Origin of the sequence: Oxalicibacterium flavum (assembly GCF_014635065.1) — a bacterium.
Lineage (GTDB): Bacteria > Pseudomonadota > Gammaproteobacteria > Burkholderiales > Burkholderiaceae_D > Oxalicibacterium > Oxalicibacterium flavum.
On record NZ_BMCG01000002.1, the window covers coordinates 411,862 to 427,824 of the forward strand.

Here is a 15,963-nt window from a genome sequence, read left to right on the forward strand (position 1 = left end):
GCTCCGCAAGGGAGCCGCAAAACGGAGAACCACGTAATCGGACCATTATAGTGCTCAAAAAAGCCGGACCATGCAATCGTTCTGCCGCAAACCGCGCCTGGCGGCAATATTGCCGCCAGGCTGCGCCGCAGTTGCCCGAACGAATGCCTGCCGATGCCATTTCCCGGAGGCTTGCCGTGCATGGAACGCCTTGCTGTAGTATTCGGACGGATCGAAACAGCACACGGGTCTTTCTGCACACCACATGTACATCGTCGTCATCGCCTGGCTCTACGTCGTCTTCATGATGTCCATCACGGAAACCTCGCCGGTGGCCGGCATCATGACGTTCGTGTTCTATGGCCTTTTGCCGACCGGCATCATGGTCTGGCTGGCAGGAACGGGCAAGCGCAGGCAAAAGCGCAAGGCGCGCGATGCCGCAGCGCGGGAAGCAGCCAATACCGCCAAAGAGAGAAGTGAGTGAGGCGACTCAGCAGCGCCAGATCAGCGCCGCCATGCGCCCGGTGACACCGTCACGCCGAAAGGAAAAAAAACGCTCGGGATCGTCCACAGTGCAGCAATCGCCACCGCTGACGAGAACGATGTCGAGTTCGGCCAGGATCGCGCGCGCCAGTCCATAGATGTCGCACAGATACTTGCGGGGCATGTCGTGGCCGGGGATGGGATGAAAGAATGCCGACGTGTGCGGACGGCGCTCGCCAAATGCAGCCTTCACATCCTCGCCGACCTCGAACCGTGTCGGGCCAATGGCCGGCCCCAGCCATGCCTGCAGCGTGCCGGCTCCGACGGACCGCATCCGCGCCACGGTGCTTTCCAGCACGCCTCCGGCCAGGCCACGCCATCCGGCATGCGCAGCGGCGACCACCCGTCCGTCCAGGTCGGTCAGCAGTACGGGCAGGCAATCGGCCGTCATGATTGCGCACACGACGCCGGCCTTGGTGGCAAAGACCGCATCGGCCTCGGGCGCATCGGCCACCTGCGATGCGTCCAGCACACGGTTACCGTGAACCTGCGTCAACCACGCCGGCTCGGCCGGCACGCAGTTTCGCAAGACGGCCCGATTGCGCGCCACATGCGCGGGATCGTCACCCACGTGCATGCCAAGATTCAATCCCCCACTTCCATGGCGATCGCCATGGACGCCTTCGCTCACACCGCCAATACGCGTGGTCATCAGCGCGCCCACGCCAGGCATCGGCACGCGCCACTGCGGCACGATGACGGGGAATGGGGCGGAAAATGCCATCGCGCTCAGGACTGAGGTTGCGCAATGCCGGCGCGCTCGAGCAGATCGGCAAAATCCGCCGGCAAGGCTGCCGACCATTCGCCGGCCTCGCCCGAGACCGGATGAATCAGGCCGAGCCGGCGCGCATGCAGCGCCTGGCGCGGGAAGACCTGCATCAGGTGCTGTTTTCCGTACAGCGCGTCGCCCACCAGCGCGAAGCCCAGCGATTGCATGTGCACGCGAATCTGGTGCGTGCGGCCGGTCTCGAGCCGGCAGCAGACGAGGCTGACTGGCTTGCCGTCCAGCGTGCCGGTCGCGAGCCGCTCGTAATGCGTGACGGCAGGCTTGGCGGAGAAATTGGTCGAGACCGCCATCTTGATGCGGTCGCGCGGATGACGGCCGATGGCGGCATCCACTGTGCCGGACGAATTGGGCGTGCCCCACACCAGCGCCAGGTATTCGCGCTTGACGGTGCGTGCCTGCAACTGGCGCACCAGATCGGTATGCGCGACCAGCGTTTTCGCCACCACCATCAGGCCGCTGGTGTCCTTGTCGAGCCGGTGCACGATGCCGGCACGCGGCACGCCTGCGATCGCAGGAAAGTGATGCAGCAGGCCGTTGAGCAAGGTGCCCGACCAGTTGCCTGCCGCCGGGTGCACGACCAGGCCCACCGGCTTGTCAATGACCAGAATGGCATCGTCCTCATGCACGATGGCGAGGTCCATCGGCTCCGCCTTGAACGCCTGCTCCTCGGGAGCCGGCTGCGGCCGGATGACGAGCTTCTCATCCCCGTAGAGCGTCATTTTGGCTCTAGCAACTTCGCCATCCACGCTGACGTGGCCGGCTTCTATCCACTGCTGCAGGCGGCTGCGCGAATACTGCGGCACCAGCGCGGAAATCGCCTTGTCGAGACGCACACCGCAGGCCTCGGGCGTCAGTTGCAATTCGATCGCGGGCAAGGCGGCACCGTCGTCCGCATCGTCCAGCCCGTCCCACTCGCCGTCGGAAATCGAATTATCGGGAATAGGTATGTCTGTCGGCTTCACTGCGTTCCCATCGGATATAATCAGTCATTGTTCAGCGGTCGATTCGCCCATCATGCAAAAACACATGTCCAAAATCATTCCCATCGTGCTTGCCCTTCTGCTGTCGGCATGCGGTTCCACATCCAAGGATATCGACGAGACCAAGAACTGGTCACCTTCGAAATTATACGCGGAGGCCCGCGATGAAATGAACACGGGCAACTACGAACGCGCGATCCAGCACTTCGAGAAACTCGAATCGCGCTATCCGTTCGGCACCTATGCGCAACAGGCGCAGATGGAAATCGCCTACGCCCACTATCGCCAGGGCGACCAGGCACAGGCACTGGCGGCGGTCGAACGCTTCATCAAACTGCATCCCGACCATCCGAACGTCGACTACATGTACTACCTGCGCGGCCTGATCAACTTCAATGACCGCGTCAGCATTTTCGACGTCTTCTCGCGCCAGGATCCGACCGAGCGCGATCCGAAGGCGGTGCGCGAAGCCTTCGATGCCTTCAAGCTGCTGGTCGAACGCTTTCCCGACAGCAAATACACGCCGGACGCCCGCGATCGCCTCGCCTATCTCGTCAATGCCATGGCCAGCTACGACGTGCACGTGGCAAGCTACTACTATCGCCGCGGCGCCTATGTAGCGGCCGCCGCGCGCGCCCAATCGGCCATCAAGAATTATCCGGGAACGCCTGCCACCGAACAGGCGCTGTACATCATGATGAAATCGTACGAGGCGCTCAACCTGCCCGAACTGCGGGCCGATGCCCAGCGCGTGCTGGATCTGAACTATCCGAACAGCACCTATTACCACGGCGGCCCGGTCAAGAAGGAAAAACCGTGGTGGCAGGTCTGGTAAGACCTTCCCGCTCAACAACAAAAAAGGCCTCGCAATGCGAGGCCTTTTTATTTGAACCACAACTCGTATTTCAACAATTAGCAACAGTTTGAAAAAGCTTAGGATTGAACGTCCTACTTGTGTCATTCTCATGACTACTCGGCTTATCGCATTTTCCTCATGCCCGTACTTCACTCTGATCGCCGCTTTGTCTTGAAGTCACTGCTTGCAGCGAGCGCCGTCTTTTGTCTGCCATCATGCATATCCGGAACACATTTCGACGGTAGCTTTCTGCAACTATGGCCTAGCCATCTGGACTTGCCCCCAAATGCATGGAAAAAACGCTTCGATATATTGCGCCAAGCGCAATGTCAGGATCTTTTTGTACAGTGGGTAGGGATAGAAGATGGAAATAACTCTTGGCGAGCATCCCAAGCCTTCATGGACATGCTCTTTGACTTAGCTGGAGAAAGAAGTATCGGCTTACATCTGGGCCTGCCCTACCATCAGAATTGGTGGGCAATTCTGAAAGCAAAGGACTTTGCCGAATTAGATACCTTCTTCGCTCAAACGCTAAATAGCGCCACCCGTTATATAGAAGAGTCCCCATTAAGCAGTCATGCAAATTTTCGCGGCTGGTACATTCCCTACGAACTGGAACAATACCACTGGGGCACAGCATCTTCCCAAGAAAAATTGATTCCTTGGCTGCAATCACTTTCAAATATCGCCACGACAGACAAAGGTTTGCAACCAGCGATTTCAACTTACTTCAGCCAGCTTCCTACGGACGGATCGTTGGTCTCATTGTGGAGCAACATTCTTGATCACGCCAATCTATATCCCATGATTCAGGACGGTGTTGGAGTGGCAGGGCTGGGCAACTATGAGGCTCTCGTACCGCTTCAGCAGCTATTTAATACGCGTCAGATCCGCTACGACCTGATCGTTGAACTGTTTCATCAACTTTCTGACGATACGAAACAAGAGAAATTTTTGGCCACTTCCGCTTCGCCATCAAGAGTACGGAAACAGATGGAAGTAGCCAGTAGTTTCGGTGCAACCCGCATCGTTGCCTTTGCCATCGATCCATGGCTGACTGACGACACAGCGCCGGCACAGCGCTTAAGACAGGCGCTAATCAAAAATTAAACATACGACCAGAAAGTATCAAAGGCTTCGGCCGATAATTTCACGCATGATTTCACTGGTTCCACCAAAGATGCGCAAGGCCCGTGCATCCGCCCAGGCACGGCCGATATCATATTCCGCCATATAACCGTAGCCACCATGCATCTGCAATAACTCGTCCAGCACCTTGCCTTGCAACTCCGTCGCGTTCAACTTCGCCATGGCTGCAATGGTTGGATCTAGGTCACCCTCCATATGCTGCCGCAGGCAATCGTCAAGAAATATGCGCAGCATGGTACTTTGGGAAAATGCATCGGCAAGCCGAAACCGCGTATTCTGATAATCGATCACACGACGGCCGAAAGCCTTGCGAGTACTGGTGTATTCGACGGTCTTGAGCAGCATACCTTCCAGTGAGGCCGCCGCCCTCAAAGCGATAGCCAAACGCTCCTGCGCAAGTTCCCGCGACATGTATTCAAATGCCGCGTTCTCTTCGCCCAACAGGTTATCGGCCGACACCCTTACATCGTCAAAAAACAGTTCACATGTATCTTGCGCATGCTGCCCGATTTTGTATAAGGGTGAGCCTTTGCTAAATCCGGAAGCATGCGTTTCAACGCAAAACAACGACAATCCTCTTGCTCCAAGGTCAGGATTCGTACTGGCGACGACCAGAACGAGTCCTGCATTGACACCATTTGTAATGAAAGTCTTCTGACCATTGAGTATGTAATGCTGGCCGTCTTTTCGCGCCGTCATGCGGATGGCCTTGAGATCACTGCCTGCTCCGGGTTCTGTCATGGCAATGGCGCCGATCAATTCGCCGCATGCCATGGGAACCAACCATCTGTTTTTCTGCTTTTCCGTCCCGTAGGTATGCAGATAGGGCGCGACCATATCTGAATGGATCGAGAATCCCACTCCCAGACAATTATTGCGGGCAAGTTCCTCAATAACCACCGCGGCATGGCCGAAATCTCCACCGCCGCCATACGGTTCGGGCAGCGCACAATTAAGCAGCCCTTCCGAGCCAGCCCTGCGCCATAGCTCCGGAGGCGTAACACCGGCTTGCTCCCAAGCGGAATAATGCGGCAGAATCTCGCGCTTAACAAAGCGATGCACCTGCTCACGAAAATGTTCGTGGTCATCACGAAAAACGGGACGCTTGCTCATTTCTTGAACGCTTCAGTACGACTGATTTGACCATGCAGAACCGGCTTCTTGTTTGTGCCAAGCATGAAGAAGCTGTAATGATCTCCGGGCCTCAATTCTGGCAGTTCAACGACATTCGACATCGCCTCATCACATCCTGCATTCAACTTTGCAGACACGGGATTGACGTCTCTCTTGATCGCATTCCCTTGTTTCACTTCCTTGAAAAGCGCGGTGGCGGAAGGCACGATTTCCAGACGACCGACAGGACAAGCAGACGCCAGATTATAAAAATGCAGCGTCGCCTTGAGGCCATCCTGCCTATCATGGGTATCATCCAGCACGTCGAAGATCAGCCGCCCTTCCCGTTGCTTGGGTACCAGCGTCACATAGGTACCAGGCTTGACGGGAACATTGGCCGACTGACCATTGAGTGTCACATTGACATCGCCACTTTTGCGAACGATCGCATAGTCGCTAACGATTTGATGCCTTTCCAACTTATTTGGTGCGCCGCTCGCAATTCTGATCTGCAATACGGAAGAATCCATGTTCACCACTCGCACAAAGGAGGAACCCGCGGGTGGCTTGGCTGCATATAGTTGCGCCAGCGCTCCTTCGGCCATAACCCATGGCGTCGCAGTCATGCCTGCCACCACGTACAGCAGTCGCTTCCAAATATGATTCATGCATTCCTCGATTTTTGGGAAAGATAGGTCTGTTTATACAACTGCTCCATCTGCTTTCTATCGACCTTGTCAGTAACGGTAATAGACAATTGCTCGCAGGCGAGCAGTTCGGAAGGCACCATGTATGGCGGTAAACGCATTGCCAGAATCTCCCTCCAATTCGCCAGGCATTCAGGAAGAGCCGTGCCGTTCCCTTCCTCGGTATCACGCAACTCGACGAACCCCACGAGCCTGACTATCGTCCCTTCGGGACGACGCAATGCTACTGCCACACCGGCCCGAACCGATGGCAACGCCGACAAAGCCAGATCAATTTCCGCCAGTTCTATACGATAGCCATGGAACTTGATTTGATCGTCCATCCTGCCGCGGAAGGTCACCAATCCGTGGGAATCCATTTCTCCGATGTCCCCAGTCCGATAGCCGCGTTTACCATCCCGCACAAACATGCGCGTCTGATTCAGATCTGAGCGATTCAGATAACCACGCATTACATGATCGCCGGCGATGCAAATTTCACCTTCATCGATGAAGACGGTGGCATAGGGCTTGGCTCGTCCTATGGGGAAAGGATTCGGCAACGTGTCACGCAAAGTCTTGTCCACCTCCACCCAAGTGGTGGAGCAGGTCGCTTCTGTTGGACCATACGAATTGATGATGCGTGCTGCTGGAAAACGAAGCCAGATTTCATCAACAAGGGCAACCGACAAGGACTCTGCCCCAAACAGAAAGACGCGCAAATCCGGCATTTTCTCTTGGCAGAAATCAGGGTCGATCAGTTGCTGGCGCAGGAAGGACGGCGTGGAAGCCCATACCGTCGCACGGCTGTGAGCAAGATAAGCAAGAAAATGATCCCGGCGCGCAATGATCTCCCGCGAACACAATACACATGCGCCACCCGTAACAAGCGCCCCCACCCAGTTGAACAGCGAGAAATCGAAGCTGAACAGCATTTGATCCATGAAGACCGGCCGCTCTCCCAAGGCCAGGGAATGCAGAATCCAGCCTGCGAACAGACTGACGCTTTCGCGACCGATCTGAACGCCCTTGGGATCGCCCGTGCTACCGGACGTAAACATGATGTACGCAACACCCTCTTCTTCCAGACGTGCATCCTGGTTCACAACGCCTTCGAAACATTCCAGCTGCGCATCGTAACGCAGGGACGTTTTCAACAATGAGGAAATACGCGCAATACGTTCGTGAGGATTGATGACATCGACCGGAACAAACGGCACTTTCATCATGAGGCAACCGAGCATGGCGATCAGAAAAGCAGGCTCCTTGTGCCCCGTAATGAGCAGAGGCGCTCCGGCAAGGACGCCAGCCGCTTCGGCCTGACGCATCCAGTCATCCGTTGCCTGTTGCAACTGTTGCCAATCGAGCGAGCCGGAAGCATGTACCACAGCCTGCTCATCGACCATCGCCTCACCGACAAACTCGAATCGGTCGAAATCAAAATGCATGATCGCCCTTCCCGCTCCAGATCAATTCGACTGGTGCGAAGCGATGAAATCGGCCAGCGTGGAAATCGACTCCAGATGAACATCTATTTCCGTTGGTGGAATCTTGCATCCAAATTCGCGCTCTACCGCCAAGGCAACATCCACCGCCGCAAGGGAATCGATCAGGCCCGACTCGACCAGCAAGGTGTCCGTGTCGACTTTGGAGAGGACGACTCCTTCGATCAGCTCAGCCACTCGGGCCTCTATCTTTTGTTTGCTCATTACTTTTCTCCAAATAGGAAATTCAAAACTAGAATTGAAAATAAAGAAACCTGGCTTCCTTGTGCAGATTGATCAAGCACAGGAATAACAGGAACAACATCACAAGCAGCCACTGCCATGTTGGCTGCCATTGCATGAAGCGCCATTTCGCATTTCCTGTCTTGAACAAAGCTGGAGAGTATTCCCCCATGATCTGATGCGCGTTGGGAAAGAACCATGCAATCGACAGGAAAACAACGATATAGATCAGTTGCTGATGCTGCCCTAGCATCCATCGCCAGGCATCGGCTGCAGGCAGATCCGCGAAATACGCCCAGGTTTCCCAGGATTCGAATCCACGCAGGCCTGCCATTCCCTCCAACAAGCTGCAAGCATCGCCAACGCCGTGCGCACGAAAAAATACCTGCGCCACCAACACCGCAATGAACGTCAGCAAAACGCTGGCGGCATGATTGCGCCAGTTGACCTTGCGCGCGGCAGGTTGACGACCGACGAAGAAAATTCTCCATGCATGATTGATCGACAGATAGGCAGCATGCAGCAAACCAAACACCAGATATTGCAAACCGGCGCCATGCCAGACTCCGGCCAGACCCATGGTAAAAACCGTCGGAAATACGATCGTGCTGACAAATCCTCCGAGGGTGCGAACACCCGCCGTTCCTACCGGCAGGCCACGTGCTGTCCGCCGCCGAGAAACCGCCATGGCGACCGGATAATACAGATAAGCAGTCAGATAGCGTGTCAGCGTCATGTGCCAACGCGCCCAGAAGTCGATAATGCTGGCAGCCTTGTAAGGCGAGTTGAAATTCAAGGGAAAACGGATGCCGAACATCCTGGCCAAGCCCAGCGCCATGTCTGAGTAACCGGAAAAATCGAAATACAACTGCAACGCATAGCAAAGAATCGCTGCCCATGCACTCCAGAATTGCAAATCGCCTGGTGCGGCGAATCCGGTGTCTGCATAGGGAGCAATGCTATCGGCTAACAACACCTTCTTCGCCAGACCGATAACGAACAGCATGCCGCCAGCAGAAAGATTCTCGGCCTTGAATACATAATTCTCACGTTGCGCGAACTGCGGCATCATCTCTTTGTGATGCAGAATAGGACCGGCGATCAGATGCGGGAAGAAGGTGACGAATAGCACGTAGCTCAACAGGCTTCGTTCATTGACGATACCTGCACGGCAATCCAGCAGATATCCGAGCTGCGTAAAGGTAAAGAACGAAATACCCAATGGAAGGATGATGTCTTCAAGCGGTGCATCCGTCACTCCCAGCCCATTCAGAAAAGCCAGAAGGGTAACGAAGTACTTGTAATGGAACAACACCAGAAGGTTGACAAAAACTGCCATTCCAACCGTCCAGTTCTGTAGTGTCGTACGGTTTCGTAACGCCAGAATGGCGAGGCTAATCAAATAGTTGAACAAGATCGAACCGGCCAGCAGCACGACAAACTGCGGATTCCACCAACCATAGAAAACGAAAGACGTCAGGCACAGCCAGACCGCTGCAAAACGCAAATTGATTCTTCCCGCGACGTAATGCACGGTCAGCGTGACCGGCAGAAACACCAGAAGAAAGAGATAGGAGTTGAAAAGCATTTTATTTATTTTTTATTGCCGTGCTGCGAGTGCTGCACGCTCAGCCTCTGTCAAAGGCAGTGAAAGCGCCAATTCGGAAAACTCCCAGATCACCAGTTTCAGAGTGGATGGCCATGAGCTTTTCTGTTTCAAGGCTTCTTGCAACGCTCCGGAGAACTGCCCGCCATCCATGCTGATGTTCCATACCTCGCGCCCCAGAGCCATGCCAAGGTGTTCGGCAAAGTAACTGCGCCGACCATTGGAACTACCCGCCAAGAGAACCTCTGCCGCAGGGCCGTCATCCAGAAGTCCGCCGCCACGTACAACACTTATCGGTTGCTCGGATACCACGTCAAGTTTGGGCCGCCATTTTTCCGGAGCATTCTCCAGACCGGCAAGAACGATCAGATCACCCATGCGAGGACGAAGAGGTTCAGCCTCTTCAAACTTGAACAGCTGATTGCTACGTCCCTTCAGCAGGACAAGTGCCTCTTCTGCCACACTAGCTGCAGCAATCCGTGCGCCAACAGCATTCATGTGCGCATCGGTCCGAAAAAAAAGTGGTTCGTTCGCCTGCAACATGGCTGGACGCAAATCGGCAAAAGGCACCCCGTCCTTTTTCAACTCAGCCTGCCATTCGTCCAGTTTTTGGCGCATGGACTCAGACACAGACAAGCCGCAAAGATGCGCCGACTCGACACGCGATTTATCAGGAACGGCGACGACAAGAATCTGCACGCCCTGCTGTCTGATCTGGCTGATCCAGATACGCATGAGTTGCAACCGCTCGGCCAGCACGCTACCCGCTGCAGGTTGCAGCCCATCCTGGTAAAACAACCATTGCGGGCAACCCAGTCTCACCTTGCTTCCGAGATCTCCCAGAAAGCGATAGCGCCATGCGGCATTCCAAGTATTGATGCTGTCCTGCATTGGCAAGCGCAAAGACGAATTCAATGCCTGAGAAACAGTCACGCCGCCACCTCCGGCTACAGCACTGACTATCAGCCATGTGCTCCAGAGTAGCCCTGCCAACAGCAAGCCAGCTATTGCGCCAGCTATCAAGCGATGCGATTTACCGACCATGATCCAGTTTGACCAATGCATCGTTTACGCGAGCAGCCCATTGCGCAGGAGGCATCAAGGACCCGCTGTCCCAGCTTCCTGTCGCATCCGGGCCTTGGCTGAAAACCGGATCGAAAATCTGCCATAACAGAACTTGGGGTGGTGACTTTCTAAACTCATCGGATTCCAGATATTCCAGCAGTACCATCCATGGGCCGACATTCCCTGGTTTCCAGTTCAATGACACCGGGCGATCAAGCGCTTGGGACAATTTCTGCGGAAAGCCGAAATAAGGCTGCACCATGCTGTGTCCGCTAATATGCACGGGAGATGGGCCACTTTCATCAAGCAACTCTCCGGCTACGCTGCGCCGTGTGGTATACGTCTCGCGTCCTATCTGCTTGCGCTCTTCCGGAGAAAGGAACAACTCCGCAAGATCGCCAAACCGCCTTTCCCTGACCTCTGCTCCCAGTTGCAAACCGGTTCCAGCCTTCCCCTTCAGTACCGGTATCTGCTTCTTGATGAATTCAGCACTCGCTACCGCAGTCGCTTCTGCTGCCGGCAAAGTCCAATGCTGATCCGAACGGTAATAAGCAGGAACACCTTTCTTCTGCTCAGCTTGCAGCAAAGCCTTCACATCCAAAATCGGCATTCCGGCCGCATCCAGCTTTTTCAAGATCGTTTCATACCTACCCAACACCGCGGGGCTGACCTGACGGTTTGCGGGCAATTTGTCCTGTGCGAAATAGACTTTGTCGGGGAGCAGTAATACCTCAAGACGCACTCCCCGCTCAGCAAGTGCATGACGCACAAAAGCCAGGAGCTTGACGGATGCATCGATTCCGTTTTCATCCAATACCGTCAGGCTGCCCCAACCCGGGAATAGCCATCCCTCATTTCCTTTTATTACCAGTTGTGTGGAGTTCTGAGGAGAAACAGGATCTGCCTGCACACCTATTGCAGCCGCACTCAGTACGCAGGCAATCAATGCACGGTATAAAAACATGGGCATGGAAAAAGGAATTGTCACGATATCTCCGCAATGTGCTGTTGCTTAATAAGAAAACGTCATGTTCATGAACAGGCCACGTGCACGGCCTGCATCGCCGCCTCCGATGTTGATGCGATATTGCAAGGTCCAATCGATATACGAGCGTGGTGCGTTATAGCGGTCCTCACGGAACCAATAGCGCACATTGATACCAGGACCTGCTCCCAATGCCCAACTGGAACCATTGCCCTGAAGAGGCACGTCTCCGCTCAGGTTTGACGTATTCAACACTGCGCGATCCCTCTGCCATAACCAGTCGATCCCCCCAACCACGTAGGGAAATACAACCAGCCGCTCGCTGAGATCATCCAGCCGCATACTGCGTCCCACCCTGACTTCCGCGGCAGCGAATGACTGATCCTGTCTCAGTCTTCCGGACGATTCAGACTGCACAACATTCGTTGACGAATTTGTTTCCCGGATACGTATTGACGAATTTCCAGTGATATAACCCGCCTGCATGTAACCTTCCATCGTCCACCAGCTCCTCTCATCCATGCGCAAGCCGGTCCCTTCGTAGAATCCATAGGTCATGTAGGCCATCCAGTTACCACTTGAACTGGAGGCTTGGTAGGGATAAGTGAGATTCACGCTTTGCAGGGCGCACCTTCTATCCACATCGGATGGAATGATCGTTCCACGCCGAGTGGCATGTCCGAGATTAAAGCGGCGCTCCAGTCCGAAGGTGAATCCGGAACTGGTTGACGGAGTCAGCCGCGCCCCCAGCGCGGCTACTGTTGTCGGCCATCCTGCCAAGCCATTCCCTTGTGACTCCGCAATGGCAAGCGATCCATTACCACATGGATTCGAAATGGTTTGTGCATCGGTGCGGCCGCCTTCGTCGTACAACGTGTTCGACAAACGACCATATATTTCAAAGACACGCGTGGAAGTATTGAGAAAGTCGGCAGGACGCCAATAGGCTTCGGCTGTGCCGAAAACGGCGTTTCCCGGCACCGTGACAGCAGCTCCGGCAGCCCCCGAAGAAGCCGGCCTGGCACCGCGATAACCGACGGAATAGGATGCCCCCCATTCGCGCGACAAGCCTGCAATACCAGCTCGAGTGTTGTAGCGTTGTTCTTGCGTCAATGGCAGATGACCATCGTCCGCCTCGTCAATAGCGTGCTTAAGTGCGTCGACCGCCATTTGCTTGTTCCCCACTCCTGCAAAGGCGTAAGCCTCATCGATCACCAGTGTCGGAGGCGCCTTTCCCGTCGCGCGCGCAGCCTTGAAGTCCTGCAGCGCCTGACGCGGCTGTCCTAATCTTTGCGATAAATAAGCGCGTTGAATGAGAAGATTCACGTCGTCGGGCTTTTTCTCCAGTGCCTCGATCAGCATGCCTTCTGCTTCCTTCTGCTGAGTTGCATTTCCTGCGCTCAAGGCAGTCATCAGCAAACGCTGATTGTCCACATTGTCAGGCTGCTCCTTGACAGCCTGACGAGCATATTCAATGGCCTGCTGATACTGTTGACGTCCGTAGGCGATATATGCCATCGCTGCAGATCCACTTCCTTCCACACCATCCCAGGGCTGCATCTCGCAAACGGTACCGTAAGGCGTAGCGCGGCATACCTGGAACGGCGCCATGTAGGCAGCGGCAGACAGATCGACCTTGCCACGCTCCCTCCGAGCCGCCTGGCGGCGGCGCTCAGCTAGCTCATCGTCCTTGGGCAAAAACGACAACAGGCCCAACGCACGTTCTTGCCGGCCGGAAGCGATCGCGGCATCGGAAGCCAGCAGACGTACATTGCGTACCTGTGTTTCATCCAGCCAGTCCAGTGCGAGTACCGCATCGAAATCCTCATCGGCAGCTTGATTGTCATGCTTTCGTTGTCTTACATACGCACGCAATACTTGTACCGCAACGCTTTCATCATCGATATCAAGCGCATCTGTCGCAGCCTGTTCAGCCTCCGCCAGACGGTTCAACTCAACTAGAATGGTTACCTGAACCAGTCTGTAATTGAGAGAATCAGGCGCCAATGCAATAACCTTGTTTATCAAGGAAAGTGCATCTTCCAAGCGCCCATTCATCAATGCGCCATGCGCCTCTTCCGCAGGACGAATTGCCATTGAACGCCTTGCGTTACGCTGCCGTGCTTCCAGGTCCGCCCGATTGGGTGCACCGGCATCAATGGCTTTCTGGGCAGCCGCAGCCGTCTGTTCATACTTTTGTTGAGCATCCAGCGCGTCCAACCATAAAAGCGCCCAGTTTCCTTGAGAAGGATCGGTCAGATAGGCAACTTCCGCATCGCGGCTTGCATCCTCAAACCTTTGCTGATTGAATGCATCGTAAGCACGAGTGGCGATCGGAAACGCCTTGCGATATGCAGGTGTATCCGTGCTTGATCCGCCTCCGGAAGCGGAAAGGTTGTTGCGTGCCTGAAGTAACTGAGAATTACCCAAACCATCCTTGATGGCTTGCTCCACGACTGCATTCGCCTCGACCAGCTTGCCTCGTTTCTGCAGAATGAAAACCAGCAACAAACGCAGTCTCGCAATGTCCGGGCGCAGACGAATTGCCCGTTCGGCTTGTGATTGTGCGGATTGCAGGCGGCCGGCGTCGTAGTTCTTGTATGCCTGGTCTGCCAGACGCCATGCCTCCCCCGTAAGCGGCACTTCCTTGTTTCGTTTTTCCACAACCCGCGTTGACATCAGCGAATCATCGACGACCTCGGCAAGGACAGAGTGCGAAGCGAACAACATACCAAGAACGAGTATGGAGATACCAAGCCAGCAAAAGCGAAATGAAGACATCAGGCAGCCTTTTCCTCAAGCATTGCATTGCTCAGGGAGAACCGCTCCTGCTCCATCACACCTTTCTGAAACGCGATCGCTTCCTCAAGCGTCGATTGATCCAGCCAGTTTTCTCGCATCATGATTTCACCCAGCGGCCGCTTCTCTTTTTCTTGTATTTCGAGCGCTTTGTTCAGGATGTCTTCATCAATGGCCTGCCAGGACAACAGCAGTTCGCCAAGGCGCAGCTTTTGTTGCGCAAGCTGATCTGTCGATGGGAAATCGTGCATGGTCTTGTCCCAGGCCAGCCGCTTGCCTGTAACAAGGTGCACAATAAAAAGACGCCACGCACGAGCTGCAGCCGCGGCGTTAATGAAGTTGCCAACGATCATGCGGGGAACGGAAAGCAAGGCATGCTCCCATCCATACATGGTGCCGACAAAGTAGGCACGTTGTGTGACACGCAAAAACAAGGCAAATGCATTGAGGCCCATCAGCGTAACCAACCAGCCTCCTGGAGGGAAAACAGAGGGGTAATAGACGGTCCAGATACCAAGTTTATCGAGAACGAAGAACGCCAGAAAATTGGCCAGAAGGACATAAGCCAATATAGCCACGAAGGATGTCACCAGCCCTTTGCGATCGCGAAAAAGCAGGTATTTGACCGCTAACGAACCTTCCCATCCGACTTGCTGCCATCCCTGCAGGGCGATTCCCAAGGTCCATCGTGCCTTCTGTCTGTAAGCGGTGAAAAAGGTGTTGGGGAAATACTCGCGCACGCCCAGTGGCATGCGCAAGGTGGACATCTGCTCTTTTCCAAAACCGAACAACGGATTCCGACGAACCAGATACTCGACCGGGAATTTTCCGAAAATCTGTTTCATGCCTCGACGTGCAAGGCGTGCACCAATGTCATAGTCCTCTGTTAGCGTGTCGCTGTTGAAAGGCTGATTATTCGTTTCCGCCGCCAGCTCTTCCATTGCCCTGCGCGAGAAGCAGGTGCCGACACCCGCCGATGGAACCATTCTCGACAGACTTTCACGAACGACCAAATCCTTGCTGTGCCACTCGGCAAATTCGTCCATGTACGTACCGGCCACCAACTCATACCATTCGCGCTCCAACGATGTCACTGGCAATTGGATGAAATCGATGCGGGGAAGCAGGTAGTTGTAATACTTCAGTTCCAGCGGGTGCAGAACATCTTCACTGTCATGCAGAATCATGCCGGCGAAAGGCTCGGATCGCCTGTCCCCCTCGGCAAAGATCGCCTGCACGATCCAGTTAAGGCAATCCGCCTTGCAGGTTGGTCCTGCGTGTGGCACTTCCACACGAATCAATTGCCGATAACGGCGACGCATGCGCTCGACTTCCTTGATGGTCCGCTCATCATTGCAATACGTTCCGACAAAAATCATGTAGTTCTTGTATTCGAGCGTCGACACCATGTTCTCAAGCATGGGAGCGATGACGTCAAATTCCAGCCAGGCCGGAACCATGATGGCAAGTGGCTGCTCCTCACGCGAGCGCAATTGCTCAGTTGTCAGTGCCGCATACCGTTTGCTGACCGTGAATTTTCGATAGACCTGCCGTACCCAGTACCAGACATCGATAAAAATGTCATCAAGACTCGAAAGCAGGATGACTACCCCTACCACGGCGGTAAGCAGCTCGAGGTAGTGGTAGTAATCGGCAATCAGGTAAGGCAAGTAAAGAGAAGACATCTT

Annotated in this window: 14 protein-coding genes; 3 read left to right on the top strand and 11 right to left on the bottom strand. The window is 54.8% G+C overall.

The features are described from left to right. The first annotated feature begins 244 nt into the window (after window positions 1-244). Window positions 245-463: a hypothetical protein gene (locus IEV38_RS05415; RefSeq protein WP_188395149.1), complete on the top strand. Its 219-nt coding sequence runs from the start codon at window positions 245-247 to the stop codon at window positions 461-463. Window positions 464-469: 6 nt separating this feature from the next. Here the strand turns inward: IEV38_RS05415 and pgeF are convergent, their stop codons facing one another. Both pgeF and IEV38_RS05425 read right to left on the bottom strand, forming a co-directional pair. Further along, a complete protein-coding gene (gene pgeF / locus IEV38_RS05420; protein WP_188395150.1) occupies window positions 470-1,246 on the bottom strand; it encodes a peptidoglycan editing factor PgeF in 777 nt (258 codons plus the stop codon). A gap of 5 nt (window positions 1,247-1,251) precedes the next feature. Continuing rightward, the gene (locus IEV38_RS05425) at window positions 1,252-2,271 is read right to left on the bottom strand and encodes an RluA family pseudouridine synthase (RefSeq protein WP_229728775.1); all 1,020 of its coding nucleotides are present in this window, start codon (window positions 2,269-2,271) and stop codon (window positions 1,252-1,254) included. 52 nt (window positions 2,272-2,323) lie between these two features. Here IEV38_RS05425 and IEV38_RS05430 point away from each other — a divergent pair, with 52 nt between their 5' ends. Both IEV38_RS05430 and IEV38_RS05435 read left to right on the top strand, forming a co-directional pair. Then, the gene (locus tag IEV38_RS05430; RefSeq protein WP_268234709.1) at window positions 2,324-3,124 is read left to right on the top strand and encodes an outer membrane protein assembly factor BamD; all 801 of its coding nucleotides are present in this window, start codon (window positions 2,324-2,326) and stop codon (window positions 3,122-3,124) included. A 159-nt stretch (window positions 3,125-3,283) separates the two neighbouring features. After that, entirely contained in the window at window positions 3,284-4,255 is a 972-nt protein-coding gene (locus IEV38_RS05435; protein WP_188395152.1) for a DUF4434 domain-containing protein, read from the top strand. Between the two features lie 18 nt (window positions 4,256-4,273). On the opposite strand, the gene IEV38_RS05440 is transcribed toward IEV38_RS05435, so the two are convergent. The 9 genes from IEV38_RS05440 to IEV38_RS05480 are packed head-to-tail and all read right to left on the bottom strand — an operon-like array spanning window position 4,274 to window position 15,960. Next, window positions 4,274-5,407 carry an acyl-CoA dehydrogenase family protein gene (locus IEV38_RS05440; protein WP_188395153.1) on the bottom strand — a complete coding sequence of 378 codons (1,134 nt, stop codon included), beginning with the start codon at window positions 5,405-5,407 and terminating at the stop codon, window positions 4,274-4,276. Beyond that, the gene (locus IEV38_RS05445) at window positions 5,404-6,075 is read right to left on the bottom strand and encodes an alginate O-acetyltransferase AlgF (protein WP_188395154.1); all 672 of its coding nucleotides are present in this window, start codon (window positions 6,073-6,075) and stop codon (window positions 5,404-5,406) included. The genes IEV38_RS05440 and IEV38_RS05445 overlap by 4 nt, the downstream gene beginning before the upstream one ends. Beyond that, window positions 6,072-7,541, bottom strand: a complete 1,470-nt coding sequence (locus IEV38_RS05450) for an AMP-binding protein (RefSeq protein ID WP_188395155.1) — start codon at window positions 7,539-7,541, stop codon at window positions 6,072-6,074. The genes IEV38_RS05445 and IEV38_RS05450 overlap by 4 nt, the downstream gene beginning before the upstream one ends. Before the next feature lie 21 nt (window positions 7,542-7,562). Further along, the gene (locus tag IEV38_RS05455; protein ID WP_188395156.1) at window positions 7,563-7,802 is read right to left on the bottom strand and encodes an acyl carrier protein; all 240 of its coding nucleotides are present in this window, start codon (window positions 7,800-7,802) and stop codon (window positions 7,563-7,565) included. Window positions 7,803-7,830: 28 nt separating this feature from the next. After that, on the bottom strand, window positions 7,831-9,408 hold the full coding sequence (locus tag IEV38_RS05460) for an MBOAT family O-acyltransferase (protein WP_188395157.1): 1,578 nt from the start codon (window positions 9,406-9,408) through the stop codon (window positions 7,831-7,833). Window positions 9,409-9,420: 12 nt separating this feature from the next. After that, window positions 9,421-10,470, bottom strand: a complete 1,050-nt coding sequence (locus IEV38_RS05465; RefSeq protein WP_229728777.1) for an alginate O-acetyltransferase AlgX-related protein — start codon at window positions 10,468-10,470, stop codon at window positions 9,421-9,423. Next, window positions 10,460-11,479, bottom strand: coding sequence for an alginate O-acetyltransferase AlgX-related protein (locus IEV38_RS05470; RefSeq protein ID WP_229728778.1), 1,020 nt, complete (start codon window positions 11,477-11,479; stop codon window positions 10,460-10,462). Before IEV38_RS05470 ends, IEV38_RS05465 begins: the two co-directional genes overlap by 11 nt. Window positions 11,480-11,503: 24 nt before the next feature. Beyond that, complete coding sequence (locus IEV38_RS05475) at window positions 11,504-14,257, bottom strand: NfrA family protein (protein WP_188395159.1); 2,754 nt, start codon at window positions 14,255-14,257, stop codon at window positions 11,504-11,506. Continuing rightward, on the bottom strand, window positions 14,257-15,960 hold the full coding sequence (locus IEV38_RS05480) for a glycosyl transferase family protein (protein ID WP_188395160.1): 1,704 nt from the start codon (window positions 15,958-15,960) through the stop codon (window positions 14,257-14,259). The genes IEV38_RS05475 and IEV38_RS05480 overlap by 1 nt, the downstream gene beginning before the upstream one ends. Between the last annotated feature and the right edge of the window lie 3 nt (window positions 15,961-15,963).

Bases quoted from the DNA above. Each gene is read 5' to 3' on its own strand.
- IEV38_RS05415 (WP_188395149.1), top strand. From the start codon at position 245: ATGTACATCGTCGTCATCGCCTGGCTCTACGTCGTCTTCATGATGTCC.
- pgeF (WP_188395150.1), bottom strand. From the start codon at position 1,246: ATGGCATTTTCCGCCCCATTCCCCGTCATCGTGCCGCAGTGGCGCGTG.
- IEV38_RS05430 (WP_268234709.1), top strand. From the start codon at position 2,324: ATGCAAAAACACATGTCCAAAATCATTCCCATCGTGCTTGCCCTTCTG.
- IEV38_RS05435 (WP_188395152.1), top strand. From the start codon at position 3,284: ATGCCCGTACTTCACTCTGATCGCCGCTTTGTCTTGAAGTCACTGCTT.
- IEV38_RS05440 (WP_188395153.1), bottom strand. From the start codon at position 5,407: ATGAGCAAGCGTCCCGTTTTTCGTGATGACCACGAACATTTTCGTGAG.
- IEV38_RS05445 (WP_188395154.1), bottom strand. From the start codon at position 6,075: ATGAATCATATTTGGAAGCGACTGCTGTACGTGGTGGCAGGCATGACT.
- IEV38_RS05450 (WP_188395155.1), bottom strand. From the start codon at position 7,541: ATGCATTTTGATTTCGACCGATTCGAGTTTGTCGGTGAGGCGATGGTC.
- IEV38_RS05455 (WP_188395156.1), bottom strand. From the start codon at position 7,802: ATGAGCAAACAAAAGATAGAGGCCCGAGTGGCTGAGCTGATCGAAGGA.
- IEV38_RS05460 (WP_188395157.1), bottom strand. From the start codon at position 9,408: ATGCTTTTCAACTCCTATCTCTTTCTTCTGGTGTTTCTGCCGGTCACG.
- IEV38_RS05465 (WP_229728777.1), bottom strand. From the start codon at position 10,470: ATGGTCGGTAAATCGCATCGCTTGATAGCTGGCGCAATAGCTGGCTTG.
- IEV38_RS05475 (WP_188395159.1), bottom strand. From the start codon at position 14,257: ATGTCTTCATTTCGCTTTTGCTGGCTTGGTATCTCCATACTCGTTCTT.
- IEV38_RS05480 (WP_188395160.1), bottom strand. From the start codon at position 15,960: ATGTCTTCTCTTTACTTGCCTTACCTGATTGCCGATTACTACCACTAC.